This window comes from Neobacillus cucumis, assembly GCF_016908975.1.
Taxonomy (GTDB): domain Bacteria; phylum Bacillota; class Bacilli; order Bacillales; family Cytobacillaceae; genus Neobacillus; species Neobacillus cucumis.
Window position 1 is genome coordinate 1 of sequence record NZ_JAFBEX010000025.1, and the last position, 26,134, is coordinate 26,134.

Genomic DNA, 26,134 nt, shown 5'->3' on the forward strand with positions numbered 1-26,134 from the left:
ACGGCACTCGCACTACCTGTCAGCTTTACATTTCCGCCACAACGGCATGTTAGGGACTTACACCCTTTAGAGCGAAGCGCTGCCAAGCGCACAAAGGACAGACTGGCTTAAATATCCATCTGTCCTTTTACTTTTGTATTGGCTCATAAGAAACTGATTATTAATTATATAATATAGTGAAAAGCTTGAGAGATTAATCAATATCTTTAAAAAACGTTGACATAGAATTCATAAGAACTTAAACAATGGCTTTTATAATGTAATTATTAAGCCATTCTAGTTCTAAATGAAGAAAGATCCGCTGGCACATCTTTATCATCACTCTCTTTTCATTATTTTTCACAAATTTTATTGGATTATCAAAATCAAATTAAAAGGAGAAATTTTTTTGCTGTGGTTAGATAGTATTTTACTTATGTGGATGAATAGAATTTTACTAATTGGTACCGTTTTTTCGTTTATTTTAGCGGTCGTTATTTTTAAAAAGTCATTTGACCGTTCTTGGCCGTTTATTTCTTTTCTTATAGGGATTGGCTTAATCAGCACATTTTTTATAGTTAACTACACAACGAGATGAATTTAACTATCGAATAATTCGATTGCTAGGAAATAGAGGAAAACACGGCAATTCCCAGGTGATTGCGTGTTTTTTATGTTTATCAAATGTTCTGCAAATGTTTCAAATCAACAGTACTCGGGTAGATATTCTATGCACCTCGATGTAATTTTCTTACTGCATTAGTACATTATAGGAGGCATGGTAATATGAGTATGGAAAAAAGAATCGTTGGAACATTCTATTCAGAGCAAGAAGTCTTGTATGCAATCGAAGATTTGAAACGTCAGGGACATCGGGAAACTGATATGATGGTTGTGGCTAAATATCGAAGTGACATTCCATTGATCACTTCCCAAACTGGCGTCATGGTAGAAGCGGATACACAGGTGAGTAACTTAGCTGGTGTCATGATGGAAAGCTTTTTTTCCTTGATGACGGTAGGAATGGGCGGAAGTCCGGCAAATGCCTTGTCCAGGAGACTTATTGAAAGAGGGATACCACAATTTATCGCAAAACAGTGTGAAAACGAAATAAATACTGGAAAAGTGATCCTGCTGGTCGATACGAATAAAACTTACGACACTCCAATTTATGAAGAACAATATGAGACCGAAAAAACAACATCTGTCCAACTTCGAGAAGAACAGCTTGATATTATAAAAGAGCGTGTCCAAGTCGGGGAATTACAGCTCCAAAAAGAAGTAGTGGAAGAACAGCGAACTGTTTATGTACCGCTTTTACGAGAAGAAGTATATATTGAGCGCCGTCCGGTCACTGATGGAAAGTATGAAGGCAGCGCATTTACAGAGGATGAAATCATTCGTATTCCCATTACGGAAGAACGAATAGAAGTAACGAAAAGACCTGTAGTAGTTGAAGAAGTGATTGTAGGCAAACGAAAAATCCAAGAAACAAAGCAAGTGCAGGATATTATTAGAAAAGAAGAAGCTCGAATTGTGGAAAGTTCTGTCCCCTCGGTTACGGAAGCAGTTACGGTGATGAAGGCTCATTTGGGGCAAGAAGAAGTTATAAAAGAAAGCCCAAATATTTTAATAGTGGAAGGAAATCCCGACATTGAAAGCATAATGAAAGAGGATAAAAAGGAAGAAACCCAGGAAAAACGCACAGGCTCCCTAGTTATTAAAGGTGATAAAAACAAACCAGAATCATCTGCTACTAATAAGGATGAAGCGAACGTCATGCTAACTAATTCTCCTGTTATTAAGGAAAATGAAAGTTACGAATCAATTACTGTAGAAAATGTGAAACACGAAGAAAGCCACAGCAACGAAAATTCTTCAAAAGAAGAAAATAAAAATAATAAAAATCAAACAAAAAAAAGAAAAAATTGATCATTCTCAGTAAATAAGATTAGATAATTGAATTCCTTAGAAACTAGAAAAAATCAACAAAAATCTTTATCATAGCCTTACACTAAAAAGCACATTCCTTAATTTAGGAATGTGCTTTTATTAAAACAATAAAATGCATTTTAAAAAATGTCTTCATTTAAACCGAAATAACTTCGACGTTATACCCAATGAAAAGACCAGATTCAATTACACCTGGTATGGATTTAATCTTTCGTTCAAAGTCATCAAAAATTTGATTAAAACGAACATCCAATATAAGGTTACCAGCTTCTGTAATGATTGGACCGTCTTTACCTATCGCATTTCGAAGTTTAATTTCTTCAGTGCCTAATCGTTTTAATGATGTTTCAACTAAATGAATGGCCCGTGGATCCACCTCAACTGGCACAGGAAACTTTTCGCCCAATCTGTCCACAAATTTAGAAGGGTCAACCAAAATGAATGTTTTATTTGCGCTAGCCATCACGATTTTTTCAGCAAATAAAGCACCGCCTCTGCCCTTGATCATACGGCGGTTGGCATCAATTTCGTCTGCTCCATCAAATGCCCAATTTGGCTTATGAGCCATAAGGGATGTAGTTGGAATGTTTAATCTCGCACAAGCCATGGCAACTTCGTGTGAAGTCGGAATAGCCAGAATCGAAAGACCTTCTGCTTCTATTCTATTTGCAATAGCGTGAATAGCCAAAAAAGAAGTAGAGCCTGAACCCACTCCGATAACATCTCCATTTTTTATTTCTTTTGCTACTTGTTCTGCTGCTACCTCTTTTTGCTCCCTATTGGATATTTCTGAAGTCCAATTGGAGTTTATAAATAAAGGGTTAGACCAATTCATTTTTTCTACCTCCTATAAACATCTAATGATTGTATAAAGACTAAAAGAGATTTGAAAACTAATATTGATAATATGGATTTAAGTGAATGAGAACCTCTTCAATATTATCATACTTTTTCATTAGTTCATGTTTGATTTCTCTGGTAAGATCATGTCCCTCTTTAATCGTTTTCTCGTGATCGATTGAAATTCGAAGGTCCACTAAGACATAGTGGCCATGCTCCCTTGCTCTAATCTTATCAATTCGTTTAACATCTGGAAATGATGAAATAATCGAACTGTAGTCCATCATTTTTTCAGAATCGATATTCCTTTCAAGTAAAATATCAAAAGATTCTTTAAGCATTTCTATTGCGATTTTAAAAATTAATATGGCAACTACAATACTGGCAATTTTATCTCCATAAAGAAGAACATGAATATTAAGTTTATCCCCAATAATGGATAAGATTACCCCTCCTGCGGCTGCTATCGACGCCACAATATCTGCTTTATGGTCGTATGCAATAGCCTCAATCGCTTTACTACTATGCACCTTGGCAACCCTTAATGAGTACCTATATAAAAATTCTTTCAATCCATAAGAAACAATCGCTACCCACATCGCCAGTATATTTGGTGTAGATATTGGATGAAAGAATCCCACAATTCCCTCGAAGACCACGTAAAAAGATACGATAAGTAATACAATCCCAACCATTCCAGAAACAATGATTTCCGCTTTTCCATGGCCATAAGGATGCTCCTTATCTGCAGGTTTATTTGCTATTTTTATGACTAAGAGTACTATTACTGAGGCAAATACATCTGCGGCTGAATGAATTCCATCAGCAAATACTGCATCACTTTTCCCGTGATAGCCGACAATTAATTTCCCAAAAGTTAGAAGTATATTACTTATTACGCTTATCCAAGCAACTTTTTTTGCTATTGATTCCCTAGTACCCATTTTTTCCCTCCTAAAAAAAACACTTTTGTATCTTATCAAAGGAGGATTGTGTGAGTCTAGAGAAAAAATATTGGAATGAACTATCAGTTTATCGTTTATAAAACAGTTTAATAGAGAACTAACAAATTTGCATTTAGGAAAAAATTAAAAACCAACCTACTATTCTAGGTTGGTTTCGTTTAAGAATTTTTATTTATTACCTGGAGCAGGTTGGTCAACTCCTTTTACGTGATGCCGATGGTGATCATTTTCAGTGGTATAAAAATCATAATAATGTACATGCATACCATTTCCAACTGGTATAGCTGGTCCCGAATACGCCTTATAATGATGGGTATGACCGTCTTCAAACATTACATAACCTTCTGTATAATGAATATGGTTTCCATCCTGGATTTGGATTGGAGGAGAAGTGACATCTAAACATTGATGAACATGACCATCCGCTACCGAAGTATAATCCACTGATCCATGAGTATGATGTGGTACAAAACCGTTTACAAAATCATCTTTCCCTACCTTCGCCATTTGCACACTCTCCCCACTAAAGTTGTTTGCATATTTTCATTTTATTAAACCTGTCTTCAAGATCGTTCAATGAACAATTGTCCATTTGCAGCAAATGATTTACATCTAGTTAAACTGAACCATGCCAACATGACCAGGAAGATTAGTCTGTTGTTGCTTACTTATCCCCTCCTCACTTTCCCTCTTTACCATGATATTTGTTCCATTTTTGAATTATGTTTCATTCACAAGTACAACTCTTGGGAAATTTGTTTATAAAGATTTTATATCTCACTAAGAATCTAATTTATTAAATAAAAAAGGGCTCACTCTAAGTCGTGTTCATTCCATAACACATTCTGAGAATAAACTACTAAAAAGAAATAGGAACTTTATCTTTTTTAATACTTTTAAAAACGAGCTGAAGGTTAAAAATGGGTTTTCGAAATGTAAAATAGTTCATCAAATACTTTTGATTATATAGTTGTTGGAACTGTTCCAGCAAGTGCAGTGAAGATACTTGATTATAATGACCCTCGGTCCCCTATTGGTCCTTTTACTAGATGGCAACTATTTCAAAAAAACAATGGACAACGTGAGAGCTCATCGACTGCATTTTGTCATCAGACATTATGACTCCTGAAGGATTTGGTGTGAATGGGCGTAAATTACAAGTTTTATATAAGACAACTGCACTTCGTATTTTATTTGATGGTAGAACTGCAATTGGTATGAAAATTCTAGTGGAAGGGAAAAAAATAAGAGCATTCGTCCGTAAAAAAGTAATTATCTCAGCAGGGATAAACAGCGCACAGCTTTTAATGTTGTCTGGAATTGGACCTGCAAATGACCTTATAAATGTTGGTATTCCAGTTATTATTGATAATCCGAATGTAGGAGAATTTTTAACTAATCACACTTTAAATTCTGCTACCTTTTCGGCTAACAAGAGAGACATTTCTGAACTGCAAAAAGATCCGAAATATTAATGCTACTATTTTTAGGTCACCGCACGGAATCCTCATTAGATAATTCAAGACTATATTCTAAATAATCAATTATACATACTATAAAGCATGAGTTTTTTTAAATCTCGATAATATATCAAAACCTTTTATTAATAAAAAGAACCCTGAAGGACGCTATTCAAACGTCTTTTAGGGTTTTGGTGAGTCAATCCTCTTACCATCTTTTGTTGGATTCATTACATAATATAACGCTGTACACAATCTTGCTTCGACATATTCCAAAGGATTGTGAATGACAATTTCACCATCAAGTCTTTCTTGTTCCATTTTGGCAAACATTGATAAAGCTCTGGCGGTTAAATCTAAAGCCCTTTTTAACCTATAAGTGTCATTATCATAGTCTTTGTCATTTGCTTGTTTTGAAATTTCATCTGCTTTTCTAATGATTTCCTTAAGTCCTTGATAATCGGTCAAATTAACCACCTCCCAATAAATATTATTGAATTGTGATTTACTTTATTACTACTTATTCTACAGCGCTTGTCTCACCATTTTTTGAAAACCTGTTAAGTGGCCTTTATTTGTTTTATAATCAGCCAATTATTTGTCTTTTCATTTAGGCGAATAATCCAATTTTATATATTGAAGATATTTGTCCAATCGATTCTTGTCTTAATAAATATATATATATAGATAAAACTTTCTAGCAATCCTATAGGTGGTGAAAAATATGGGCTTCGGTTACGGATGTGGCTATGGCGGCTTCGGTTATGGGGGATTTTACGGCGGCAGTACTTTTGTTTTAATCGTAGTATTGTTCATCCTTCTTATCATTGTAGGCACTGCTTTCGTCTATTAATTCTGCTTAAAAGTAAGTGGAGGTGTTTTAAATGAGCGATGGCGGATATGGAAATTCATTTGCTTTAATCGTAGTATTATTTATTCTTCTCATCATTGTTGGAACAGCTTTTGTGTTCTATTAATAGATGATTAAGAAACCGAATGACATTCATTCGGTTTCTTTTTTACATTTTGGATAAAAGGGAAAAAGAAGCCATTTGTGATTATTTTAAAAATTATCACAAATGGCATTCTCTTTAGAATAGACCTGCTTCCCTTGCGGCAGCAATACTATTTCTAGCAAACTCTTCCGCAGACATGCCGACATTCCCTCATTGTATCTCGAAAGCGCTGAACGACGTATGCTGGCGTTGAGGCGATGCAACATAATGTTAATTCAATGAAATAGTTAGTGAAGTTTTACACTTAAAGAAACTGGGTGCATCAGTTGAAGTTATAGTTGTCAATATGGCGGCTTCATTTTAATTATGCTAACGTGGCGGTCGGTTGAAGAAAAAAAGCCTAATTTCGGCTAAAAATAGGCTTTTTATTTGCTTTTGCCGTTATCTAGGTTATCTGGTACCACCAGTAAGATGTGCGTCAAACATATCAATAATTTCTAGGAACCTATCAGCTTCCCGAAAAACATGGTCTGCTAGTAGAGGATGAATAATGCTCTTTATTTTACATTGCTCAATTAAATCACGGGCTGTTTTCTTGAAGTCCCTAAGAGATACGACCGACACCCGATTTTGATCAAGGAATTGATCTAACATAGGAACTGTTTGAGATTGAGGCTTCATAGATTCTAAGTCTCTTGCCTGATACAGCAATTGATCAAAATCATTGCTGAAATTCCGCGCTAAATCAACTAGTTTCCTTTCCGACGGATCAAGGAGATGACCAATAAATTTGGCATGGTCTGCCATAATCCTTAAGAAGAAGACATTTTCTTTAATAATGGCATCTGGAAGCGATTGTAATTTTCCTTCATTTAATTCAACTAATCGTTTTCTAAAATAATTTGCTTCCCTACTTGTATGGTCAACTAATAATGGGAAATTATTGGCCCCTGGCAATTTGCATGTGAGAATGAGTTCTAATACTTTCCTTTTAAATACGAAAATATTAGTTGCAGCTTGTTGTACCTCTGAGTTAAATCTTCTTATTTGTTCCGGGTCTGTTTGATTATTAAAGGAATGGGCAGTTTGTTCGATGTATTCAAATAAGCGATAAAATTGATTTGCCTCTTGAATTAGTTGAGTGTCATCTGCTCTAAAACCCAATCGAAGAAATAAAGAATGTTCTTTCATGATCCTAGCCCAAAAACGAATTTCATTTAAAGAACGCTCAACAAACAATCCAGATGTAACACCTGTATCAGCATGCAAAGGTGTATGATCCCCGTTCATTCTATAACCTCCCTTAATACTCCTTTTGCTCTATTCATATTTACTTAATCAATCTAATATGCCTTAAAGCAAATAAACACATTTACATCCTTCACATACAACAACCGTAAAACAAACTACATGTTAATCATCAGCACTATTTTTGTAAAAAAATATGCAGGTGCTTTCCATAATGAAAAAATCTCCAACTGAATGCTGGAGATTTTTTAAAATCTATTTATTAAATTTTTCCTGAAACTGCTTTACAACTCCCGCAGAGATAGTACCTGCTATTAGGATTATATGTGTGATTCCTTCGTCAATTAGACCGATTCTTCCATTCCAATCTTTTGCCAAGCTTGCGGAGAATCATTTGTCACAAATTTCAGATGCATTTACAGCAAATTTATTTGTATTGATATTATTTTGTTTCTTTCTGAAGTTCTTTCAAGGCATCAGTTAATTTATCGTTTAGATTACCTAATGCTTCTTTATCAAGAGTAGCTGCTTCTGAACCAGCAATTGTTGGATCAAGATATTTTTCAACTTTCTCATATAAGTCTTTATTGTCTTTTTTCACATCATCTTCAAATGAAGACCATTGATCTTCTAATTTTGGGCCAACTTCTTTTACCTTTGATTGGTCACCACTATCGATGGCGTTTGATAACTGTTCTGTTGTATCCAACATTTTATTGACACCATCTGAAACTTTACTATTTCCAGAACTACAGCCTGCTAATAATAATGCACTTCCAAGACCGATTGTTAAAATCATAGATGTTATTTTTTTCATGATAATTTCCTACTTTCAGTGTTAGTATTGTTTTCCACAACAGTTTTTTTGTTTTTTAGCCTTTTTGATAAAACTATAATTACTGCTACAAGAACAAGAATTATTTGTGGAATCGTGCTTTCCCATGATGGGTATAGTGCAAAAAACTCTATACTTGGGATGCTTTCAGAATTCGTTGTTTGGATTAACCCAGATAATTGCAGACTGTGTATTCCCATTCCCGCAAACTTAACGCAAAGATAAAATACGATTAAACTTGATACCATAAAGAATGGGCGAAGAGACAATTTCAATCCTACAAACACCATTAGATAAGCCAAAATTCCAAGGATTGCCGCCCCAATAAGAAAACCGATTAAAAGTGATTGAAGTTTTATTTGGCTTGCCATTCCGATATAAAACAATACTGTTTCTGTTCCTTCACGAAACACTGCAAGAAAAGCTAGAATGCCTAACGAGATAAGTTTACCTGTTGATAATGCTGTTTGGCTTTTTTCACGAATATATCGATTCCAATCGGCGATATTTGATTGGCTATGAAGCCAATAGCTCATATACATTAACATAGCTGCCGCAAAAACACCCGTCCATCCAGCGATTAGGGCATTATTGTTGCCAAAAGCTCCAGATGAGATCACAAATTTTACAATGACAGCTAAAATCACACTAACGCCTAGACCTGATAAAACTCCAGTCCAAATCCAGCCTCTTCCCTTTCCTTCTCCTGACTTTTTCACAAAAGACATAAGAGCAATGACTACCAGTAATGCTTCTAAGCCTTCACGAATAAGAATCATTGCTGCATCCCAATAAGTGTAACTGGATTTTTCAGCCAATGGAGTTAGATAATTTATCATGCTATCAATTGTTTTATTAGCTAGTCTATAATTGGGAGGATTTGCTGCAAGCATAGCTTGAATAGAAACCAAGTCTCTTTCTGAATCACTATAAACTGATGCCGATTGAGCTACCACTACTCCTTCAACACTTAACCAACTACTACTTGCCTTTTTAATTCCTTCCAGGGCCTGAGCTTGATTTTGTTCTTTAACTTCTTTCTTTGTTTGTTGAAGAATCAAGATAAAATCATCTAAAGAAATATCTTCTTTCTTAAAACCTGCTTCTTTTGGATACCCACCATTTACAAACTTTTCATTTACAGCTTTTAAATCTTGTAAAGCCAGTAAAACTTGATCTTGTTTTTTAAGGGTAAAGGCATAAACCACCTGTCCCATATTCGATTCAATTTCTCGATATGCAGTAGCTGAATCACCTTTTATACCATCTTCTATTTGTATCCAGGTTTTGTTAAATTGATCATAAGCCTTTTGTGCATTCGAAAGGTCTCCTTTGGAAGCAAAATCAATTGCTTGATCAATTGAAACATCAGCTTTCTTTAAATCCTCACCAGGACTTGTAGCCGCATATACTGGATTATGTAATCCAAATCCTAATATTAATAGAAGGATAGATAATTTTAGTAATAGATTTTTGCCCATCGGATCCTCCTTGTTAATTTATAGTTGATAACAATTTTCAATATCATCTATAAATAATTTTATTTTAACTGATAATGATTGTCAATTAAAGATTTGTAGTAATTAGTTACATTTATGTGAACATTCATGAAAGTTTAGGAATTACTCTTTGATTGATGGTAAAAGGAATTTGACAATAAAGCCCACATTTTGGAATTTATGCAGTCCTTATCTAGACTGGTTTTTAGTCGGGGCTATAAATTAAGCCAAATCTCTAATTACATTTTTCATTTCATTGGTACATCATTTGTGTTCTACTAATAATAAGATGGATGGAGCAGGAAAAGGTCCCTTATCGGACCTTTTTTGATGGCTAATTTGCATAGTGTATATTTCGAGCTTTTAGTTGTTTGACGAGAGTAGATGAGGGTTTCTCCCTATCAAAATCGAAATCGAGATAGAGAAAAGAAGACGCGGATTGTTTGAAGCAAATGATTTAAACGTGTTTCCAAAGAGCCTACGGGCTCTCTTTTTTAAGATTTTTTCATCTAAAAGTTAATGAACTACGGCTACTTTTAAACAGTGATATAGGGCCAACATATCACTGTTTTGTTGCTGATACTATATATCATGTCTAACTTTTTTAGCAATTCATTTTCAGCGTGCAATAGAAACATCAAAATCGTTCTCCTTAAAAATCAGCCGGGGTAATTCTCCATTCTCGCTTTCAGTAATAAAGATTCTTTTAAATTCATCAGTGTATGTAAGGCCGAGCCTAGGTGGTATCATATAACGGGTGGGATTCCTGTCAAGTAAGAACTAACCATTCTCTCGTATCGAGTCTTGGAGCGCTAAAGGTAACTTTAGTCTTTAAGCATAGACTGTTAGGTTACGGGCCCGAAAGCCAGATAGTTGAAGGAATTGAGCTAGATAATGTTAGTAATTCGAGAGGGATGAAAAATATTGGAGCAAGGCATTTTGTAAAAGGTGGTATTTCTTAGCTGTGAATTATTGCCTTGCTCGGATATTAGTTTATGCAATACAACTGAATTTTTATACAAAAATTGGAAATATCGCCTTCCCATATTGTAAAATAATTAATAATTTGGATATAAGTGTTCCTGTATTTTTTGAATAATTATTTACTAAAAAAGGCAGAATTGGAGGAATTTGAGACGGAATTACAAACTCATTTTTGATTCCGAATAAATTTTACAGTATTCAAACCAATCATTTGCGCAGCTAACGCCGTGTTACCGTCAAAAAAATAGGAGCGATAGAAAGATCGGCAACTTTCAGGTTTTCGGTGCCAAATACATTTTAGTTGAAAAACTAATTGTTCTTTAAAAGCAGTCCATTTTTTGTTTTGGTTTTTAATCTTTCTTCCAACATATGAATCATAAAAAGAAATGATCAGCTTCCCTTAAACCATTGTCTGTTTATAGGGAAAATTAAACTAACATTTAATTAAGCTGGTCCATAGTTACATGTCCAAGCAGTTGAGGTTGAATGTATTCCCCTCCTTTTTTACGACTTTATTAAAGCATATTTATCGAATAATCTGAATATGTTTTGGACGGGAATTGATCTATTAGGTATTAAAACAAATAAAAAAACCTTAACGTTTTAGGCATTAAGGGTTGAAGGTTTAATTTTATGTAGTTTTATAGAAAAACTAATTCTTAGTAGAGGCCTCATTTACCATATCAATAAGTTCCTGATAAGAATTACCGTTAAATTGTTTTCCATTTACAAAGAATGTCGGTGTCCCTGAAATTCCTAATTGATTAACATAAGAAGTGTCCTTATCTAAAGCACTTTAATATTTTTTTGTTTTGAATACTTTGGCCACTTTCTCACTATCTGTTTGGCTAACCACTTTGCTTATGTCTTACCTCCTTTGAATTTTGATAAATCCATGTGCAAAGAAGGTAATACCTAATACAACCCTTAATAGTAATGAACTAATTTCTTGACTGTTTCTCATTTTTATTCTCCTTTCAAAACCACTACACTACATTATTTAGTGTAAAAATATATAAAAAATCTAGACATGGAATCTCTAGAAATTTATTATTAAATTGAACATATTTAAAACCAAATAGTTTTTGATTGTACTAATTAATCAACCGCACTACAAATTGTAGTGATTAGATTTTTTTCGTCAAGTATAATACCGATTTTTAGGAAGGAAGGCCTGATTTTGTACTATTTTTTTATTACTTTTGTTATTTTGATCGATCAATTATCAAAATATTGGATTCGGACTCATATAAAAGTAGGTAATTCTATTGAAGTCTGGAAAGGTGTTTTGAATCTTAGCCACATTGAAAATAGTGGAGCCGCATTTAGTTCTTTTCAAGGGTATGGACGATACTTTGTGCCTATTGCTTTTTTAATGGCTATTATACTGATTAAATATCGTAACGATGTTAATAATAGGAGGTTTTTAGTTGATTTAGGCACTGGCCTCATAATTGGAGGAGGAATAGGAAATGCGATAGATCGTATTTTATATAGTCAGGTTACGGATTTTATATCATTTCATTCAAACCATGGTATCCTAAACTTCGCAGATTATTTCATTCATTATGGTATGATAATTTTATTAATTGATTTGATTATTAGCCATTTATTAAATAGAAGAGCTCATAAAAAACTTAGGGGGTTGTCCTTTATTGGACTTCCCGCGTTTTCTTTATTCAGCTTCATCTAATGTTAAACCATAATCATTAAAATGATCAAAAAAATCATGACATATTTATAATATTTTTAGGATGATTCGAATTCTAAATTCATTTATGTTTTAAAAGTATTTTAGGAGTGGTGGACATGAAAATATTGGTTTTCGGAGCAACAGGACCTACTGGCCAGCATATTGTTCGTCAGGGTCTAGAATTAGGATATGAAATCACTGCATTTGTTCGAGACCCAAGTAGATTGAATTTAAAACATCAACATTTATCTGTGATAACAGGTGACGTACAAAATTCCAACTCTGTTTTAAATGCAGTACGAGGATTCGACTTAATTATAAGTGCATTAGGAAATGGAAAATCGCTCACAGGTAATGTTTTTTCAGTAGGAATTAAAAATATCGTTGATGCAATGAAGCAGTGCCATATCAGAAGGATTATCGTAATGTCGGCATTTGGTGTTGGTAACAGTTTGAATCGGGTACCCGTGTTACCAAAAGTGTTCTATAAAACACTTCTGAAGAGTACTTTCGCTGATAAAGAAATTGGGGAAAAATATTTAAATCAAAGTAACCTAGATTGGACATTGGTGCACCCAGTAATCCTAACCAATGGACCCAAGTCTGGAGTTTATAAAAGTGGAGAAATCATTAGTGTTGGTGCATTTCCGAAAATCTCTCGTGCTGATGTAGCTGATTTTATGCTTAGGTTAGTATCGGATAAAACCACCAATAAACGTACCTTTGTAATCAGTAGCTAAATTGTCAGAAAATGAACTTATATTTATTGCTTTAATAAAAAGACTCGCTCTAATGGACAACAGAGCGAGTCTTGGTTTTCTAATAGGTGGTATGTAGTTCTACAGTGTTTCATGGCATTTTACTTATTATATAACTAATCGCATTTGACCATTCTTTGATAGTGGCCCCATCATCTTGAGGGTTCCCATCATACATTTCTTTCCCATTGCTGTTCACAAAAAGCATTTCGGATGTATGTATGACATCTTGTGTTTTACTTGGTTGTTCCACTATTAGCCCATAATCTTTCCAAATTTTTTTAAGAGTATCAACGGAACCAGTTAGAAAATACCAGTTTTTGAGGTGGGATAGTCCTTCCTGGTCTGAGAAAGCTTTTACATCACTTACTTTATTATAGTATTGGTTTACATTCAAACCGATGTAAACTACATTTTTAGCACTCGTTCCTAATTGTTGGTTCGCATTGATTAACTCTTGAGAAATAATCGGACAAACATCGGTACACCTAGGGTCGATTGGTTGGATAACCATTTTTTTATTTTTAAAATCAGTTAAAGAAACAACTTTCCCGTTTTGATCAGTAAGAGTAAATTTGGGCGGATTTTTAGGCGAAACTTCAGAAATGCCAAGGTCTTTTTCAAATTTCTTAAGGTTGGGATCAAAAGCTTCTGTGGACTTGTTATGGAAGTAATACCATACATTAAAAACAACGAGAACAGCTACAACGAAGTATAGAAACCACCTTAACTTTTTTAACATCTTTATACATCCTTTCCTTTATTCATTTATGCTCTTTTAAATTCTATAACATTTCAAATAAAACAAGATTAATAGCCTGGAGTTTCCTCCAAGCCGTTATACCTTATAAGTTTAATACACAACAACTGGTTCGTTCACACTAAGATTGTTATAAACAGAAGGCATTACGCCTGGTGGAGTGTTAACACAGCCGCCTGAACCTGAATGTAGGTACGCTGTGCTAGTCCAATTGCTCCGCCAGCTGGCATCGTGGAATCCTTCTCCATCCAAGGTAAAAGGTGCCCAATAATTGACAGGTACGTGGTAATTTGACATTCCCACTTCGCTTCCGACAAGGACGGCTGGGGACTTTTTGTACTCAATATACCATACACCTGGATGGGTATCTTCACCAACATCCTTTCTTCCTGTTACTACATGAGTGGTGAGCACCATCTTCCCGTTTTTATACAGCCAAATTCGCTGTTGGGCGATAGATACCTCAGCATAGGTATCTCCGATTCCGTAATTGGTTGTGTTTTTAAAACCAATTCCGCCAGTGTTCCATCCCTTTCCATAAACGCTAGAAGCTACAACGGAAGTTTGCCCTGTTTCAAAAGCTTGTTGAATGGCTTTTGCCTCTTTATGCACATTGAGTGCCCAGCCATATGATTGGCCTTGTACTGAAATTACGCCGCCTGTAGTCGTTTTGAACTGAAAATTTTTGCCTAAAGTGGATTGGCTGGCGTTGATTTTATTCAATTCGTTGATGATGCCGTCCGTATCGACCGTAATCTGCAAATTCTTCGCCAAACCTACGTTTTTAATCAGGTCGCTTCCCTTCAAGGCGTAAACTTTGTCTTGTACGGTGTAATTGACTGTTCGTGCGAGGACAGCTTGCAAGGCCGCCTTTTCTTTCTGAATAATCGGGTCATTTACTTTAACTGGCTGACGATAGACAGGATTCAATACGATGACGCTGTTATATTGTTGCTTCTGAAATTGCTGCAACATGGTAGGTACATCATACTGTTGTCCAGGGACGCTTTCTGTCACCACCACTTTCCCCTGTTGCAATTTAACTTGGGCATCTTGTGGGGCTTTTAAACGTTTGTTCAGAGCAGTCAGTTTTTGTTCTAAATGACTTTTCATCGTTTGGCTCTGATTTTGATTGACCTCTGTTGGCAACAACGTATAATTCTGAGTCTTGGAATTAGGAAGGAATGTCCTTTGAGTGGATAATACTTTATGGACATTGGATAGGTCTTGCTCTGCAAATCCTGCTTTTGTTTGGCCCTCATCCAAAACGAGTGCTTTGCCAATATAGACCTGATTTTTTGAAACAGAAATCTTTAATTTCTGCAATGCCTGTTCTGCGGTCAGGCCGCCAACATTTGTTCCGTTAATGTTGATATGGGAATTAAAATGATTATTTTGGTAATAGGATAATCCCCCTAATGCAAGTCCTCCTGCAACAACGATACCACCTAGTGCATAGATCCATTTTTTCGATGATTTCTTAGATACGTTTTTTGATTCTCTTGACTCTTCCTGTGGGACAATTGCCTGTGATACGTTTTCCATTACCCTTCCCTCCACTTTCCTGTGAACGCAGCCATCTTCGAACATTAGACTTAGAATGTTGCATCTTCTATTTTCGTTAATTTATATTTCCTTTAATGTTTTGTTGAAGATGAAATAGTAAATTTACACTACATTATGTAGTTTTTATGTCAAACATTCTTGACTTCTTTTTTGTATTAGTATTTTAAAGGTGTTCTTGTGTTATTCTATTAAACTACTAACTAATACAATTAAGAATGGACACAAATTCTGTGTTCTTTCCCCACTAACTTTTTGTCACATTTTTATTACATTCGTAACAATAATTAAAAAGATTCTATATTATTGTCGGAATTCCTGCACGAAAGGTGAAATTTAATAAAAAAAAGCACCCTTTCCTTCAAAAGTTTGAAGGAAAGGGTGCTTTTTAAATATTATAAATTACATGTATTATTCTGGTAAATTTGTTACATCCATTAAATAACGATCACACTCCCTAGCAGCACCTCTTCCTTCATTAATAGCCCAGACGATAAGACTTTGACCACGACGAATATCACCGGCAGCAAAAACCCCTTCGATATTTGTTTTATATTTTCCATACTCCGCTTTTACATTTGACCGATTATCAGTCTCGACGTTCATTTTTTGAAGTAAATCCTGCTCTGGACCACTAAATCCAATCGCGAGTAATACTAACTGAGCTGGCCAGATTTTTTCTGTACCAGGAATTTCTTTTCGAATTCGCTGCCCATTTTCATCGGTTGTCGTTTCAACGTTAATAGTATGAATTTCTTTGACATTCCCAAACTCATCCCCTACAAACTTTTTCGTCATCACGGCATAGGCTCGAGGATCTTCACCAAATGTGGCTGCGGCTTCTTTTTGGCCATACTCCACTCGATGGATAACGGGCCATTGTGGCCATGGATTGTCATCTACCCGATCTTCACCTTTTTTCTCATAAATATCAAACTGTGTTAAGCTTTTACATTTATGACGAACAGAAGTAGCCAAACAATCTACACCTGTATCCCCGCCGCCAATGACAACCACATCTTTATCTTTAGCTGAAATAAAATCACCGTTATCAAGGTTTGAATCTAATAAACTTTTGGTATTGGCATGGAGAAAATCCATGGCAAAATGGATCCCTTTCAGCTCTCTTCCTTCTACTTTTACGTCACGAGGTTTTGTTGCACCGCCACATAGAACAATCGCATCAAATCCTGATTGTAATTCTGAAATTGGATAATCTTTTCCAACGTCTGTATTTGTCACAAACGTAATCCCCTCTGCCTTAAGAAGATTGACTCTTCTCTCGACAACAGAGTAAGGAAGCTTCATTTCAGGAATCCCATACGTTAACAGCCCCCCAACACGATCATGACGTTCGAAAACTGTGACATAGTGTCCTGCTTTATTGAGTTGGGCAGCGCATGCCAACCCAGCCGGACCTGAACCAACAACTGCCACCTTTTTATCCGTTCGAGTCTCTGGAGGCTCCGGATTCACCCACCCTTCCTTAAAGCCTCGATTAATGATTTCTAACTCGATTGTCCGGATTGCAACCGCCGGCTCATTAATCCCAAGTACACATGCTCCTTCACATGGAGCCGGACAAGCAAGTCCAGTAAATTCAGGGAAGTTATTCATTTTATGTTCTCTCTTCAGGGCTTCCTCCCATTGGCCTTGGTAAACTAAATCATTCCACTCCGGTATGAGGTGATGGACGGGACAACCTGATGTCATCCCGTTTATCATGATTCCAGTATGACAAGTTGGAATCCCGCAATCCATACAACGAGCACCTTGTTCTTTTAATTCATGTTCTTCAAGAGGTGACGTATAAACGTCCCAATCAGCCGTGCGTCTTTTAGGGTCACGTTCCGGCCTTGATTGTCGTTCATAGTCCATAAAACCAGTTGGTTTTCCCATCGTTCACCCTCCCTCTTTTATTGCTTCCACTGCTTTTTGACTTTCTTCAAATGCCCGAAGTGCTGCTTGATTTTCACTCAACCCAGCTGCTTGCAGGCCTTTAATTCGCTCTTGCATCTCCAAATAGTCTTTCGGAATAACACGGACGAATTTCTTGCTCATGTCTGCCCAGCTAGTTAACACACTCTCCCCAAGGGGACTATGCGTATATTGAACATGCTTTTCAATCATTTGGTGGACAAGTTGGAGTTCCGACTCATCTTGGATGGGATCGAGATAAACTTGAGCCTGATTACATTTGACTCGAAAATCGTTTGTCATATCCAAGACATACGCAACCCCACCTGACATACCGGCTGCGAAGTTTTTCCCTGTTTCCCCCAGTACAATCACTGTTCCACCTGTCATGTATTCACAACCGTGGTCACCCATACCTTCTACGACCACATTTGCTCCGCTATTCCTCACACAAAAGCGCTCTCCGGCAATTCCGCTGATATAAGCTTCTCCTGCCGTTGCTCCGTAAAAGGCAACGTTTCCGATAATGATATTATTTTCCCAGGTAAAGGTAGCCCTCCGAGAAGGGCGAACAATAATTTTCCCCCCTGATAACCCTTTACCGATAAAATCATTGGCATCTCCTACTAGTCTCATCGTTAATCCGGGTGGAATAAAGGCAGCAAAGCTTTGTCCGGCAGAGCCTGTAAAAGTTAGATGAATCGTATCCTCAGGCAGCCCCTTGGCACCATATCGTTTTGTTATTTCACTCCCTAACATGGTCCCAGCGACTCGGTTAATGTTCCGTATCGACAAAGTCGCCTTAATAGGTTCCTGGTTTTCGAGCGCTTCTTTACATAAAGGGATTAACTCTTGTTTATCCATTGTTTTATCAAGTCCATGAACCTGTTCAACCGTGGCATAACGGCTGGTATTTTTCGGAACTTCAGGCTGATAGAGAAGAGCAGAAAGATTTACTCCTTTTGCTTTCCAATGGTCAATGGCTTGATGTGTCTCTAAAACATCGGTCCTTCCAATCATTTCATTGACAGTGCGGAATCCGAGTTCGGCCATAAACTCTCTTACTTCCATGGCGATGAACCTCATAAAGTTGACTACATGCTTCGGTTCCCCCGTAAATTTTTTCCGTAACTCGGGGTTTTGTGTGGCAACGCCTACTGGACAAGTATCGAGGTGGCATACCCGCATGATGATACAACCTAATACAACTAACGGTGCCGTTGAAAATCCATATTCCTCTGCCCCAAGTAAGGCAGCAATGACAACATCCCGGCCCGTCATCAATTTCCCATCCGTTTCCACGACGATTCGATCACGAAGACGATTTAACAGCAATGTTTGATGTGTTTCGGCTAAGCCTAGTTCCCACGGCAATCCTGCATGCTTTAAGCTTGTTCTTGGCGCAGCCCCCGTTCCGCCGTCATATCCACTAATCAGAACCACATCGGCTCTTCCTTTGGCAACACCTGCTGCAATGGTTCCGACACCGGCCTCCGATACAAGCTTGACACTAATTCTGGCGGATGGATTGGCATTTTTTAAGTTATGAATTAATTCGGCCAAGTCTTCAATGGAATAAATATCATGGTGTGGAGGCGGTGAAATCAATCCTACGCCAGGTGTTGAGCCCCTTACCTCGGCAATCCATGGATATACTTTTTTTCCGGGAAGATGTCCCCCTTCTCCCGGCTTGGCACCTTGGGCAACCTTAATCTGGATTTCATCCGCATTTACAAGATAATAACTAGATACTCCGAATCGGCCAGAAGCAACTTGTTTAATCGCACTGCGCCTTGATTGTCCATTTGGATCAGGTGTAAATCTGTCAGGGTCCTCTCCACCTTCTCCAGAGTTGCTTTTTGCACCAATTTTGTTCATGGCAATGGCAAGTGATTCGTGAGCTTCACGACTAATGGAACCGTATGACATCGCTCCCGTCTTAAACCTCTTACAAATTTCTTCAATAGATTCCACTTCGTCAATTGGTATCGATTCTCGTTTTTTGAACGATAACAAGCCGCGAATGGATTGAAGATTGTCGCTAGGATCCGTCAATAATGCTGAATACTCTTTAAAAAGTTTATAATTATTCGTTCGGCAAGCTTGCTGTAAAAGATGAATGGTCCGCGGGTTGTATTGATGATCCTCTCCGTCATGGCGCCACTGAAAATCATCACCTGAATCCAATGTCCTCTCTCCACCTCTTGCCTGTGCAAATGCTCGTTTATGCCTCATCATCACTTCTTCGGCAATGATACCCAACCCAATACCTTCAATTCGTGAAGCTGTCCCAGTAAAATATTTCTCGATCACGCCTTGATCAATCCCGATTGCCTCAAATATTTGTGCCCCAATATAACTTTGAATGGTTGATATCCCCATTTTCGATAATACCTTAACGATTCCATCGGTTGCTGTCAAAATGTATGTGTTAATAGCCTTATCAACTTCTGTTTCGCGTATATCACCGATTTCAATCAAGCCCCTTAGAGACTCAAAGGCCAAATAAGGATTGATAGCTTCTGCCCCGAAACCAAGTAATGCACTGAAATGATGGACCTCTCTTGGTTCTGCCGATTCAACAATGATGCTTACCTTTGATCGTGTTCCTTTTCGAATGAGATGATGATGCAATCCCGAGACTGCGAGCAGAGCTGGCAACGCGGCATACTCGGCATCGACTCCGCGATCAGATAAAACTAGTAAAGAAATACCATTGTTAATGGCAGTGTCGGCTTTCAAAAATAAGCTATCTAAAATTTTATTAAAATCAGGTGGATTGGCTTCAACAGGAAACAGAATGGATAGAGTTTCTGTTTTAAAGCTGGAATAATGAATTTTTTCTAACTGCCGATTCGTCAAAATCGGTGTCTGAAGCTGAATTTGTTGACAACTTTCAGGCTCAGGTTTAATTATGTTTTTCTGTGGTCCAATTGTTGTTATAACCGAAGTAATAATCTTCTCCCGAATGGCATCAATCGGCGGATTGGTTACCTGGGCAAAAAGCTGTTTGAAATAGTTATAGAGCAACTGTGGTCTATTTGATAAAACAGCAAGGGGAGAATCATACCCCATCGATCCAATGGGATCATGCTTATCTGTAACCATCGGCTTCAAAATTTTATTGAGGTCTTCGTTTGTATACCCAAATGCAAGTTGCTGTTTGAGTCGTTCATCTGTATGAATAACTTGTTGATGACTGTGCGTTTCAGGCAGATCATCAATATCAACTAAATGTTCTACTAACCAATCTTTATACCGATTCTCTGAGGCGATTTGCCTTTTAATATCTTCATCCGGAATAATTTTGCCCTTTTCCAAATCAACAAGGAGCATTTTCCCTGGGAGAAGTCTGCCTTTATATTCAATATCCTCAACAAAAATATCCAATGCGCCTACCTCAGAACCCAAAACTATCATACCGTCTTTTGTTACATAATAACGGGCAGGACGGAGCCCATTCCGATCAAGACATGCCCCGATTTGTTTTCCATTCGTAAATACAACAGCAGCAGGACCATCCCATGGCTCCATTAAACAGCTATGAAATTGATAGAATGCCTTCTTGGCCTCATCCATTGTTTCATCATATACCCATGGCTCGGGAATCATCATCATCGCTGTATGCGCAAGTGAACGTCCTGAAAGATGCAGAAATTCAAAACAATTATCAAACATGGAAGAATCACTGCCCTCCGTATCGATGACCGGAAATAACTTTTGATAATCTTTGTCTCGAAATAACTCAGATTCACAAAGAGCCTCTCTAGCCTGCATCCATTTGACATTTCCTTTTATCGTATTAAATTCTCCATTATGGATGGTAAATCGGTTTGGATGAGCTCTTTCCCAGCTAGGAAATGTGTTTGTACTAAATCGCGAATGAACAAGGGCCAGTGCAGACTTAAAATCACGATGATTTAAGTCAACATAAAAGGAATCCAGCTGTTCAGGAATTAACATGCCTTTATAGACAATGGTTCTTGAGGATAAACTGCAAACATACATCCCTTCTTGATGTTCCTTATCTGAAGGGCATACTTCTTTTTCTAACCGTTTACGGATCACATATAATTTTCTTTCGAAATCATTTTGATCATGTGGATTAAGAGAAGAAGCAATAAACATTTGACGGATAAACGGTTTTGATTTTTTGGCCATGTCACCAACAAAAGAATCATTAACCGGAACAGTCCTCCAACCTAGAAAGACTTGCTCTTCCTCTTTAATAACGTTTTCAATTTGTTTTTGGGTTTTTTTTCTAACTTCTGGATCCTGTGGTAAAAAGATCATACCAATCCCGTATTTACCCTCTTCAGGGAGTTCAATATTTTCTTTATCACATTGTTTCTCAAAAAAAGAATGAGGAATTTGAGTCAGAATCCCTGCTCCATCCCCGGTACTCGTGTCTGCGGATTGTCCACCCCTGTGTTCTAAATTACATAAAATCGTGATAGCATAATCCACAATGTCGTGTGACTTTTTTCCATTAATATTAGCGACCATTCCAATTCCACAAGCTTCATGTTCATATTCAGGGTGATATAAACCTTGCGGACCAGGATACCCAGGCTTTTTCATAACAACATCCCTTCTTAAAGAACTTGTATTCTATGATTAAGTAGACCTGCTATGTACAACTTTTACTTGGTAAAATATTTTTCACATAAAATATAGTGTATACATTCCATTTCTATATATCCAATTTCATAAAAAATTCATCGCTGTTAAAACCGATTTATTGAAAATATCTAAACAAAATTCTCGTTTAAAAAATGAGAAGAACCTTTTTCAGCCTACCGCAATACTGTTACACACAAGAATAATAAAAAGAGCCTCCCTAGAAGAAAAGACTCTTTACTCATTTTTGCCATCCTTTTATTTATCTATTTTTACAAGCAGAGAACAGCACTCCACATGTGTGGAATGTCGATCACCACATTAGCCTACAAAATAAATCCGTTTTCTTGAGTCGGCATTTATATTATTTTAAAGATAAGATCTTTTATTCTTGATCTAATACTCCAGTTGTCTCTTGTGATGACATTTGTTTTTGTGCTTTGGCAACAGGGTTGTTTTCATGGTTGAATTCATTGACTTCACTGAATTTTTTGATGTCTTCCTGTTCTTTTTTCGTCACAGCTTGCGTATTATCCATATTTATCCCTCCCGCCAGTAACTTTTTAAACAATATCTATGCGCTCCAATGTTGAAAAAGGAATAAACCATTCCATAGGTTTATTCCTTTTAAATAATTTTGAAAATTATCTATTGAAGTGATTGAGAAATATGACTTAACGCATCCCCTGCTTCATTAATATGAATGTCAACGGTTGCCAGGTCACCAATAGCACACATTCCAACCAATTCTCCATTTTGAACCACAGGGATACGGCGGATTTGATTCTCGGACATCATACGAGCACATTCATGGGCATCTGTTTCCGGAGAACAGGTAATTACTTCTGATGTCATAATCTCATGGCAATGGATTGAGCTACAGTTTTTTTCATCTGCAACACAGTTAAGGACAATATCACGGTCAGTAATCATTCCCACCACTTTTTTATCCTCACAAACCGGTACGGAACCACAATTAATATCACGCATAATTTTTGCTGCGGCTGTTACTGGCTCGTGCAGTGTACATACCTTTACATCTTTGGACATTATATCTTGTACGGTTGTCATTTTTTCTTCCTCCCTTTTCGGTTAAAATCATTGACTAATGTATTTTCTCCATTCAGACTGAAAATATTACTATTTTTATTCCAAGAGACGCTCCCATTTCAGAAATTGCCAAACTTGGAGTCATGCACTTTTCAACAGCCTTTAATTTCTCAAAAAAGTTGGAAAACCAAGGATTTCAGCAATTATAATGATTCTGCTTTAGTTTGTTCTTTTTATTCAGCTTTACGCACTTAAGTTTTTTTCGAGACAATAATATAAAGTTTCACAAACTGATGATGAAACGAAACAAATTGATGCTAAGACAGTAAACAGGCATAAATCCTCCCTACGCTCTTTGTTTAAATACCTAACAATAGAAAATGAAGTAGCAAACAATGAACCCTATTTTCATAAAAATATTATGCAAAAAATTGAAGTAACCAAAGTAAAACAGATTTTTAATGAAGGTGCTAAACAATTAACAGATAAGATCTTTATTGGAGATAAGGATTTAGAATTTTTGGATTATATTAAAAGTGAATATGAGAGCTCCCTTTCCCCTTCTCAACTTAAGTATTTTAAACGAGATAGAGAGCGAAATATTAGTATCATTTCTCTTTTTTAGGAACTGGAATTCGGGTAAATGAGTTATCAAATCTAAGGATTAAAGATATTGATTTTACTTCAAAAGAATAAGTGTAACTAGAAAAGGGATTCGAATCCTCTCTGGAACGCTAATAAACCCTTGAATCGGAAAAAATTTTTCTCTTTATCTGTTTATAGTGATACTTATAAAACAGCTGGATTGTCGCCATTATGCCATATTTTTGATCATAATCCCGTATCGTTGGTATTTTTTCTCCTTTTTTACTCACTATTTTGCCTTAATAATCCGTTCTTCGATTGCTTACATAATGGCAGAAGAGAGGATTTTTACATCTAATTTGGAATAAATATTAGAAATATAGTTTTTTACCGATCCAAGAGATAAATTTAATATGTAGTAACCTTTTGTTAAAACAGCAAAGTTATGTCCTATACTATAAGCTCGATAGATTGTTTGAATTCCATAAACACCTACATATTCACCATTAATAAAAATTAGAAATTCTTTATATATTTACGAGTTTCCCATTTTTATTTAATATTTCACAGTCAAAACTTTGATTGTTACCTTCAACTATTTTTAGATAATGATTATATATTATTTCTATGTCATTAAATGAAACTAATTTAAGGAAACTTATAGATTTGGCTTCCTCTGCCGTATATCCCGTCAGGCTTGTACAAGAGGGATTTATAAAAATAAGAAATCCGGTAATATCTATAACAAAAAAGGATTTGGAGCTTTTAAGGTTTTTATTTTCCCTTGCTTCTTTAATAAAATTCTCTAGCAATATTATGTTTTCTCCTTTTTATTTGAAAAACCTTTATCCAACAATCGCGCCCTTTAGCTGATTAAACCACAAAAGATGTTCAGCCTTCAATCATTGCAGAATCATCATACCCAGAAAAAATGTATAATATATTTTTGTCCATTAATAACCACATCGCATAGTAAGATGATTAAATACCTCACAAACGTCCTCTTGAGAGAAATTATTCTCGGATAAATAATGCATATTTCTATATTCCTGAAATATTGGACTTTTATTTTTATTTTCTAATGAAACTAATACAACAGAAACGAAACTCCATAATTCTTCATACAAAATTTTTTAAAATAATCTCTTGTAACAAATACTATCTTTACATCCTGACAAAAAGGGAGAAAAGCCATGAAAGTATTCGGAGTTTTTGTATTCATTCTTTTATTATCCGTTTTACTCATTTCATTAATGGACATTCTTTTAGGATTTAAGCTCTCTCACGCATTATTGCATTTAATCAACCCTTTTTGGGTAATAGAACCTGGAGAATATGTAATGATTGCGTTTCTTTTATTTATTACAATTGGCCAGCAAATCATGATAATTATAAAAAATTACAAACAAAAGGGTTCTAGTTAGCTTTCTCCTTAAAACGGTTGCGAATCAGAAGCATTATCAAGGGAATAATGATATGGAGAGCGATAGCAATTTCATGAGGGATGATACCTTCTTCCGTTTGTTCTGAAAAATTGGAAGCCATCACCATTGATAAAAAAAATATTAATAACCCAATTGGTAAAACAATTTGTTGATGGTTTTTTAACTTGAACAAATCGACTATACCGATTAAAGGAACAATAAAAATAGATGGATGTTTTAAAAAACATCGTAATAAGAAAAGTAAAAACAACAATAGCATCAAGTCGTTGTAAAAACTCCATAATTAACCTTCCCGATGGTTGATAACAAAGGAAACGTCGATCTCTCCACTTCTTCGATACCAAGAACGGATATCTAAACTAACGGTCCAACTTAAGGCCAGGCCGCTTGAAATCAAGGCAGATAGCCACACTTTTTTCACTGATTCAGGTCAATTTAAGTAAGGAAGCAGCATCGTAAAAACAAGCATTTCTACAAAAGGGAAAACGATTATGTGGAAAGGATGTTGTTATGATTGGTTTCCATCTAATTTCCAGAAATGGCAGTAAATTATTAAACTCGACATTACCTGAAACAAAGATCAAAAAATTTCCTACTACTCCAAAAAAAGAGTAATATGACAATCATTATTTCTGCTGTTCCCCCTACGACTTCAATTCCTAGATAAGGACATAACAAATAGCAAGTACCATTAAGATCTTGATTCCCAATAACGATGTTTCTCGCATAGTCGATGAAAGAGCAATTCACCGAACTCACGTAGATTTCGGGCAGCAATATATATAAAGAATAGGATGTATAACAATCCAATAACCCATCCCAGGTATTTACCAAATATTTTTCTGGCATATCCGGTAAGTGGTAGATTTGGATATTGACGAAAGTAATAAATGAAAAATATGGGCATTGCCCCGCCCATTCCTAAAAGAATGGCTGGCCAGGCGCCTTTTTTGGCATGGGTTTTATTGTTTTTTTAAAATTATCTTTTTCCTTTTTTCCTATTCGATGGATAAACACTTGTATC

The 26,134-nt window shown here is 36.2% G+C and carries 26 protein-coding genes and 4 pseudogenes; 10 read left to right on the forward strand and 20 right to left on the reverse strand.

Annotated features, from left to right (window positions below; all coding sequences use genetic code 11):
• Nucleotides 1-388 precede the first annotated feature (388 nt).
• Together JOC76_RS24275 and JOC76_RS24280 are read left to right on the forward strand one after the other, a co-directional pair.
• Complete coding sequence (locus JOC76_RS24275) at nt 389-577, forward strand: hypothetical protein (RefSeq protein WP_205181360.1); 189 nt, start codon at nt 389-391, stop codon at nt 575-577.
• A gap of 188 nt (nt 578-765) precedes the next feature.
• Entirely contained in the window at nt 766-1,911 is a 1,146-nt protein-coding gene (locus JOC76_RS24280) for a YsnF/AvaK domain-containing protein (RefSeq protein WP_205181361.1), read from the forward strand.
• Between the two features lie 157 nt (nt 1,912-2,068).
• On the opposite strand, the gene rpiA is transcribed toward JOC76_RS24280, so the two are convergent.
• The 3 genes from rpiA to JOC76_RS24295 form a co-directional block, all read right to left on the reverse strand.
• A complete protein-coding gene (rpiA, locus tag JOC76_RS24285; RefSeq protein WP_205181362.1) occupies nt 2,069-2,767 on the reverse strand; it encodes a ribose 5-phosphate isomerase A in 699 nt (232 codons plus the stop codon).
• A gap of 58 nt (nt 2,768-2,825) precedes the next feature.
• The gene (locus JOC76_RS24290) at nt 2,826-3,716 is read right to left on the reverse strand and encodes a cation diffusion facilitator family transporter (RefSeq protein ID WP_205181363.1); all 891 of its coding nucleotides are present in this window, start codon (nt 3,714-3,716) and stop codon (nt 2,826-2,828) included.
• A 189-nt stretch (nt 3,717-3,905) separates the two neighbouring features.
• Nucleotides 3,906-4,244: a YmaF family protein gene (locus JOC76_RS24295; protein ID WP_205181364.1), complete on the reverse strand. Its 339-nt coding sequence runs from the start codon at nt 4,242-4,244 to the stop codon at nt 3,906-3,908.
• Between the two features lie 596 nt (nt 4,245-4,840).
• Here JOC76_RS24295 and JOC76_RS24300 point away from each other — a divergent pair.
• The gene (locus tag JOC76_RS24300; protein ID WP_372442003.1) at nt 4,841-5,212 is read left to right on the forward strand and encodes a GMC family oxidoreductase N-terminal domain-containing protein; all 372 of its coding nucleotides are present in this window, start codon (nt 4,841-4,843) and stop codon (nt 5,210-5,212) included.
• Nucleotides 5,213-5,380: 168 nt separating this feature from the next.
• Here the strand turns inward: JOC76_RS24300 and JOC76_RS24305 are convergent, their stop codons facing one another.
• Nucleotides 5,381-5,665, reverse strand: a complete 285-nt coding sequence (locus tag JOC76_RS24305; protein WP_205181365.1) for a hypothetical protein — start codon at nt 5,663-5,665, stop codon at nt 5,381-5,383.
• Between the two features lie 256 nt (nt 5,666-5,921).
• Between JOC76_RS24305 and JOC76_RS24310 the strand changes: the two genes are divergently transcribed.
• Nucleotides 5,922-6,050 carry a YjcZ family sporulation protein gene (locus JOC76_RS24310; RefSeq protein WP_205181366.1) on the forward strand — a complete coding sequence of 43 codons (129 nt, stop codon included), beginning with the start codon at nt 5,922-5,924 and terminating at the stop codon, nt 6,048-6,050.
• A gap of 31 nt (nt 6,051-6,081) precedes the next feature.
• Nucleotides 6,082-6,174 (forward strand): YjcZ family sporulation protein, encoded by a 93-nt coding sequence (locus tag JOC76_RS24315; protein WP_205181367.1) that lies wholly within the window; start codon nt 6,082-6,084, stop codon nt 6,172-6,174.
• A 429-nt stretch (nt 6,175-6,603) separates the two neighbouring features.
• Here JOC76_RS24315 and JOC76_RS24320 read toward each other — a convergent pair whose 3' ends face one another.
• The 6 genes and pseudogenes from JOC76_RS24320 to JOC76_RS30945 form a co-directional block, all read right to left on the reverse strand.
• Entirely contained in the window at nt 6,604-7,443 is an 840-nt protein-coding gene (locus tag JOC76_RS24320; protein ID WP_205181368.1) for a DUF2935 domain-containing protein, read from the reverse strand.
• 213 nt (nt 7,444-7,656) lie between these two features.
• Entirely contained in the window at nt 7,657-7,779 is a 123-nt protein-coding gene (locus JOC76_RS30610; protein WP_275591407.1) for a hypothetical protein, read from the reverse strand.
• 64 nt (nt 7,780-7,843) lie between these two features.
• On the reverse strand, nt 7,844-8,218 hold the full coding sequence (locus JOC76_RS24330) for a hypothetical protein (RefSeq protein WP_205181369.1): 375 nt from the start codon (nt 8,216-8,218) through the stop codon (nt 7,844-7,846).
• Nucleotides 8,215-9,717, reverse strand: a complete 1,503-nt coding sequence (locus JOC76_RS24335) for an FTR1 family iron permease (RefSeq protein WP_205181370.1) — start codon at nt 9,715-9,717, stop codon at nt 8,215-8,217. The genes JOC76_RS24330 and JOC76_RS24335 overlap by 4 nt, the downstream gene beginning before the upstream one ends.
• A gap of 1,168 nt (nt 9,718-10,885) precedes the next feature.
• A pseudogene (locus JOC76_RS30770) lies at nt 10,886-11,016 on the reverse strand (GMC oxidoreductase); the annotation flags it as partial.
• Between the two features lie 355 nt (nt 11,017-11,371).
• A pseudogene (locus JOC76_RS30945) lies at nt 11,372-11,500 on the reverse strand (DsbA family protein); the annotation flags it as partial.
• 342 nt (nt 11,501-11,842) lie between these two features.
• Here JOC76_RS30945 and lspA point away from each other — a divergent pair.
• A complete protein-coding gene (gene lspA / locus JOC76_RS24345) occupies nt 11,843-12,412 on the forward strand; it encodes a signal peptidase II (RefSeq protein ID WP_307784765.1) in 570 nt (189 codons plus the stop codon).
• 116 nt (nt 12,413-12,528) lie between these two features.
• On the forward strand, nt 12,529-13,152 hold the full coding sequence (locus JOC76_RS24350; RefSeq protein ID WP_205181372.1) for an NAD(P)-dependent oxidoreductase: 624 nt from the start codon (nt 12,529-12,531) through the stop codon (nt 13,150-13,152).
• 109 nt (nt 13,153-13,261) lie between these two features.
• On the opposite strand, the gene JOC76_RS24355 is transcribed toward JOC76_RS24350, so the two are convergent.
• From JOC76_RS24355 to JOC76_RS24380, 6 genes are all read right to left on the reverse strand, one after another.
• Nucleotides 13,262-13,912 (reverse strand): SCO family protein, encoded by a 651-nt coding sequence (locus tag JOC76_RS24355; protein ID WP_205181373.1) that lies wholly within the window; start codon nt 13,910-13,912, stop codon nt 13,262-13,264.
• A 111-nt stretch (nt 13,913-14,023) separates the two neighbouring features.
• Complete coding sequence (locus tag JOC76_RS24360; RefSeq protein WP_205181374.1) at nt 14,024-15,475, reverse strand: L,D-transpeptidase family protein; 1,452 nt, start codon at nt 15,473-15,475, stop codon at nt 14,024-14,026.
• A gap of 429 nt (nt 15,476-15,904) precedes the next feature.
• Nucleotides 15,905-17,392 carry a glutamate synthase subunit beta gene (locus tag JOC76_RS24365; protein WP_205181375.1) on the reverse strand — a complete coding sequence of 496 codons (1,488 nt, stop codon included), beginning with the start codon at nt 17,390-17,392 and terminating at the stop codon, nt 15,905-15,907.
• A gap of 3 nt (nt 17,393-17,395) precedes the next feature.
• The gene (gene gltB / locus JOC76_RS24370; protein ID WP_205181376.1) at nt 17,396-21,991 is read right to left on the reverse strand and encodes a glutamate synthase large subunit; all 4,596 of its coding nucleotides are present in this window, start codon (nt 21,989-21,991) and stop codon (nt 17,396-17,398) included.
• 424 nt (nt 21,992-22,415) lie between these two features.
• Nucleotides 22,416-22,568, reverse strand: coding sequence for a hypothetical protein (locus tag JOC76_RS24375; protein ID WP_205181377.1), 153 nt, complete (start codon nt 22,566-22,568; stop codon nt 22,416-22,418).
• A gap of 110 nt (nt 22,569-22,678) precedes the next feature.
• Nucleotides 22,679-23,101 (reverse strand): CBS domain-containing protein, encoded by a 423-nt coding sequence (locus JOC76_RS24380; RefSeq protein ID WP_205181378.1) that lies wholly within the window; start codon nt 23,099-23,101, stop codon nt 22,679-22,681.
• 83 nt (nt 23,102-23,184) lie between these two features.
• On the opposite strand from JOC76_RS24380, the pseudogene JOC76_RS24385 reads away from it, so the two are divergent.
• Nucleotides 23,185-23,277 (forward strand): annotated as a pseudogene (locus tag JOC76_RS24385) (HTH-type transcriptional regulator Hpr); the annotation flags it as partial.
• A 224-nt stretch (nt 23,278-23,501) separates the two neighbouring features.
• Nucleotides 23,502-23,705, forward strand: coding sequence for a hypothetical protein (locus tag JOC76_RS24390; RefSeq protein WP_205181379.1), 204 nt, complete (start codon nt 23,502-23,504; stop codon nt 23,703-23,705).
• Nucleotides 23,706-24,192: 487 nt separating this feature from the next.
• Here the strand turns inward: JOC76_RS24390 and JOC76_RS24395 are convergent, their stop codons facing one another.
• On the reverse strand, nt 24,193-24,477 hold the full coding sequence (locus JOC76_RS24395) for a PAS domain S-box protein (RefSeq protein ID WP_205181380.1): 285 nt from the start codon (nt 24,475-24,477) through the stop codon (nt 24,193-24,195).
• 381 nt (nt 24,478-24,858) lie between these two features.
• On the opposite strand from JOC76_RS24395, the gene JOC76_RS24400 reads away from it, so the two are divergent.
• A complete protein-coding gene (locus JOC76_RS24400) occupies nt 24,859-25,089 on the forward strand; it encodes a YczF family membrane protein (RefSeq protein WP_205181381.1) in 231 nt (76 codons plus the stop codon).
• Here JOC76_RS24400 and JOC76_RS30230 read toward each other — a convergent pair.
• From JOC76_RS30230 to JOC76_RS30950, 3 genes and pseudogenes are all read right to left on the reverse strand, one after another.
• Nucleotides 25,082-25,363, reverse strand: coding sequence for a hypothetical protein (locus JOC76_RS30230; protein ID WP_239557947.1), 282 nt, complete (start codon nt 25,361-25,363; stop codon nt 25,082-25,084). The two genes, JOC76_RS24400 and JOC76_RS30230, sit on opposite strands and share 8 nt — an antisense overlap.
• A 30-nt stretch (nt 25,364-25,393) precedes the next feature.
• Nucleotides 25,394-25,531 carry a hypothetical protein gene (locus JOC76_RS30235; protein WP_239557948.1) on the reverse strand — a complete coding sequence of 46 codons (138 nt, stop codon included), beginning with the start codon at nt 25,529-25,531 and terminating at the stop codon, nt 25,394-25,396.
• A 270-nt stretch (nt 25,532-25,801) separates the two neighbouring features.
• A pseudogene (locus JOC76_RS30950) lies at nt 25,802-26,056 on the reverse strand (GerAB/ArcD/ProY family transporter); the annotation flags it as partial.
• Nucleotides 26,057-26,134: the final 78 nt, after the last annotated feature.

Coding starts and splice junctions, on each gene's coding strand:
- JOC76_RS24280 (WP_205181361.1), top strand. CDS start 766: ATGAGTATGGAAAAAAGAATCGTTGGAACATTCTATTCAGAGCAAGAA.
- rpiA (WP_205181362.1), bottom strand. CDS start 2,767: ATGAATTGGTCTAACCCTTTATTTATAAACTCCAATTGGACTTCAGAA.
- JOC76_RS24290 (WP_205181363.1), bottom strand. CDS start 3,716: ATGGGTACTAGGGAATCAATAGCAAAAAAAGTTGCTTGGATAAGCGTA.
- JOC76_RS24295 (WP_205181364.1), bottom strand. CDS start 4,244: ATGGCGAAGGTAGGGAAAGATGATTTTGTAAACGGTTTTGTACCACAT.
- JOC76_RS24310 (WP_205181366.1), top strand. CDS start 5,922: ATGGGCTTCGGTTACGGATGTGGCTATGGCGGCTTCGGTTATGGGGGA.
- JOC76_RS24315 (WP_205181367.1), top strand. CDS start 6,082: ATGAGCGATGGCGGATATGGAAATTCATTTGCTTTAATCGTAGTATTA.
- JOC76_RS24320 (WP_205181368.1), bottom strand. CDS start 7,443: ATGAACGGGGATCATACACCTTTGCATGCTGATACAGGTGTTACATCT.
- JOC76_RS24330 (WP_205181369.1), bottom strand. CDS start 8,218: ATGAAAAAAATAACATCTATGATTTTAACAATCGGTCTTGGAAGTGCA.
- JOC76_RS24335 (WP_205181370.1), bottom strand. CDS start 9,717: ATGGGCAAAAATCTATTACTAAAATTATCTATCCTTCTATTAATATTA.
- JOC76_RS24350 (WP_205181372.1), top strand. CDS start 12,529: ATGAAAATATTGGTTTTCGGAGCAACAGGACCTACTGGCCAGCATATT.
- JOC76_RS24355 (WP_205181373.1), bottom strand. CDS start 13,912: ATGTTAAAAAAGTTAAGGTGGTTTCTATACTTCGTTGTAGCTGTTCTC.
- JOC76_RS24360 (WP_205181374.1), bottom strand. CDS start 15,475: ATGGAAAACGTATCACAGGCAATTGTCCCACAGGAAGAGTCAAGAGAA.
- JOC76_RS24365 (WP_205181375.1), bottom strand. CDS start 17,392: ATGGGAAAACCAACTGGTTTTATGGACTATGAACGACAATCAAGGCCG.
- gltB (WP_205181376.1), bottom strand. CDS start 21,991: ATGAAAAAGCCTGGGTATCCTGGTCCGCAAGGTTTATATCACCCTGAA.
- JOC76_RS24375 (WP_205181377.1), bottom strand. CDS start 22,568: ATGGATAATACGCAAGCTGTGACGAAAAAAGAACAGGAAGACATCAAA.
- JOC76_RS24380 (WP_205181378.1), bottom strand. CDS start 23,101: ATGACAACCGTACAAGATATAATGTCCAAAGATGTAAAGGTATGTACA.
- JOC76_RS24390 (WP_205181379.1), top strand. CDS start 23,502: ATGCAAAAAATTGAAGTAACCAAAGTAAAACAGATTTTTAATGAAGGT.
- JOC76_RS24400 (WP_205181381.1), top strand. CDS start 24,859: ATGAAAGTATTCGGAGTTTTTGTATTCATTCTTTTATTATCCGTTTTA.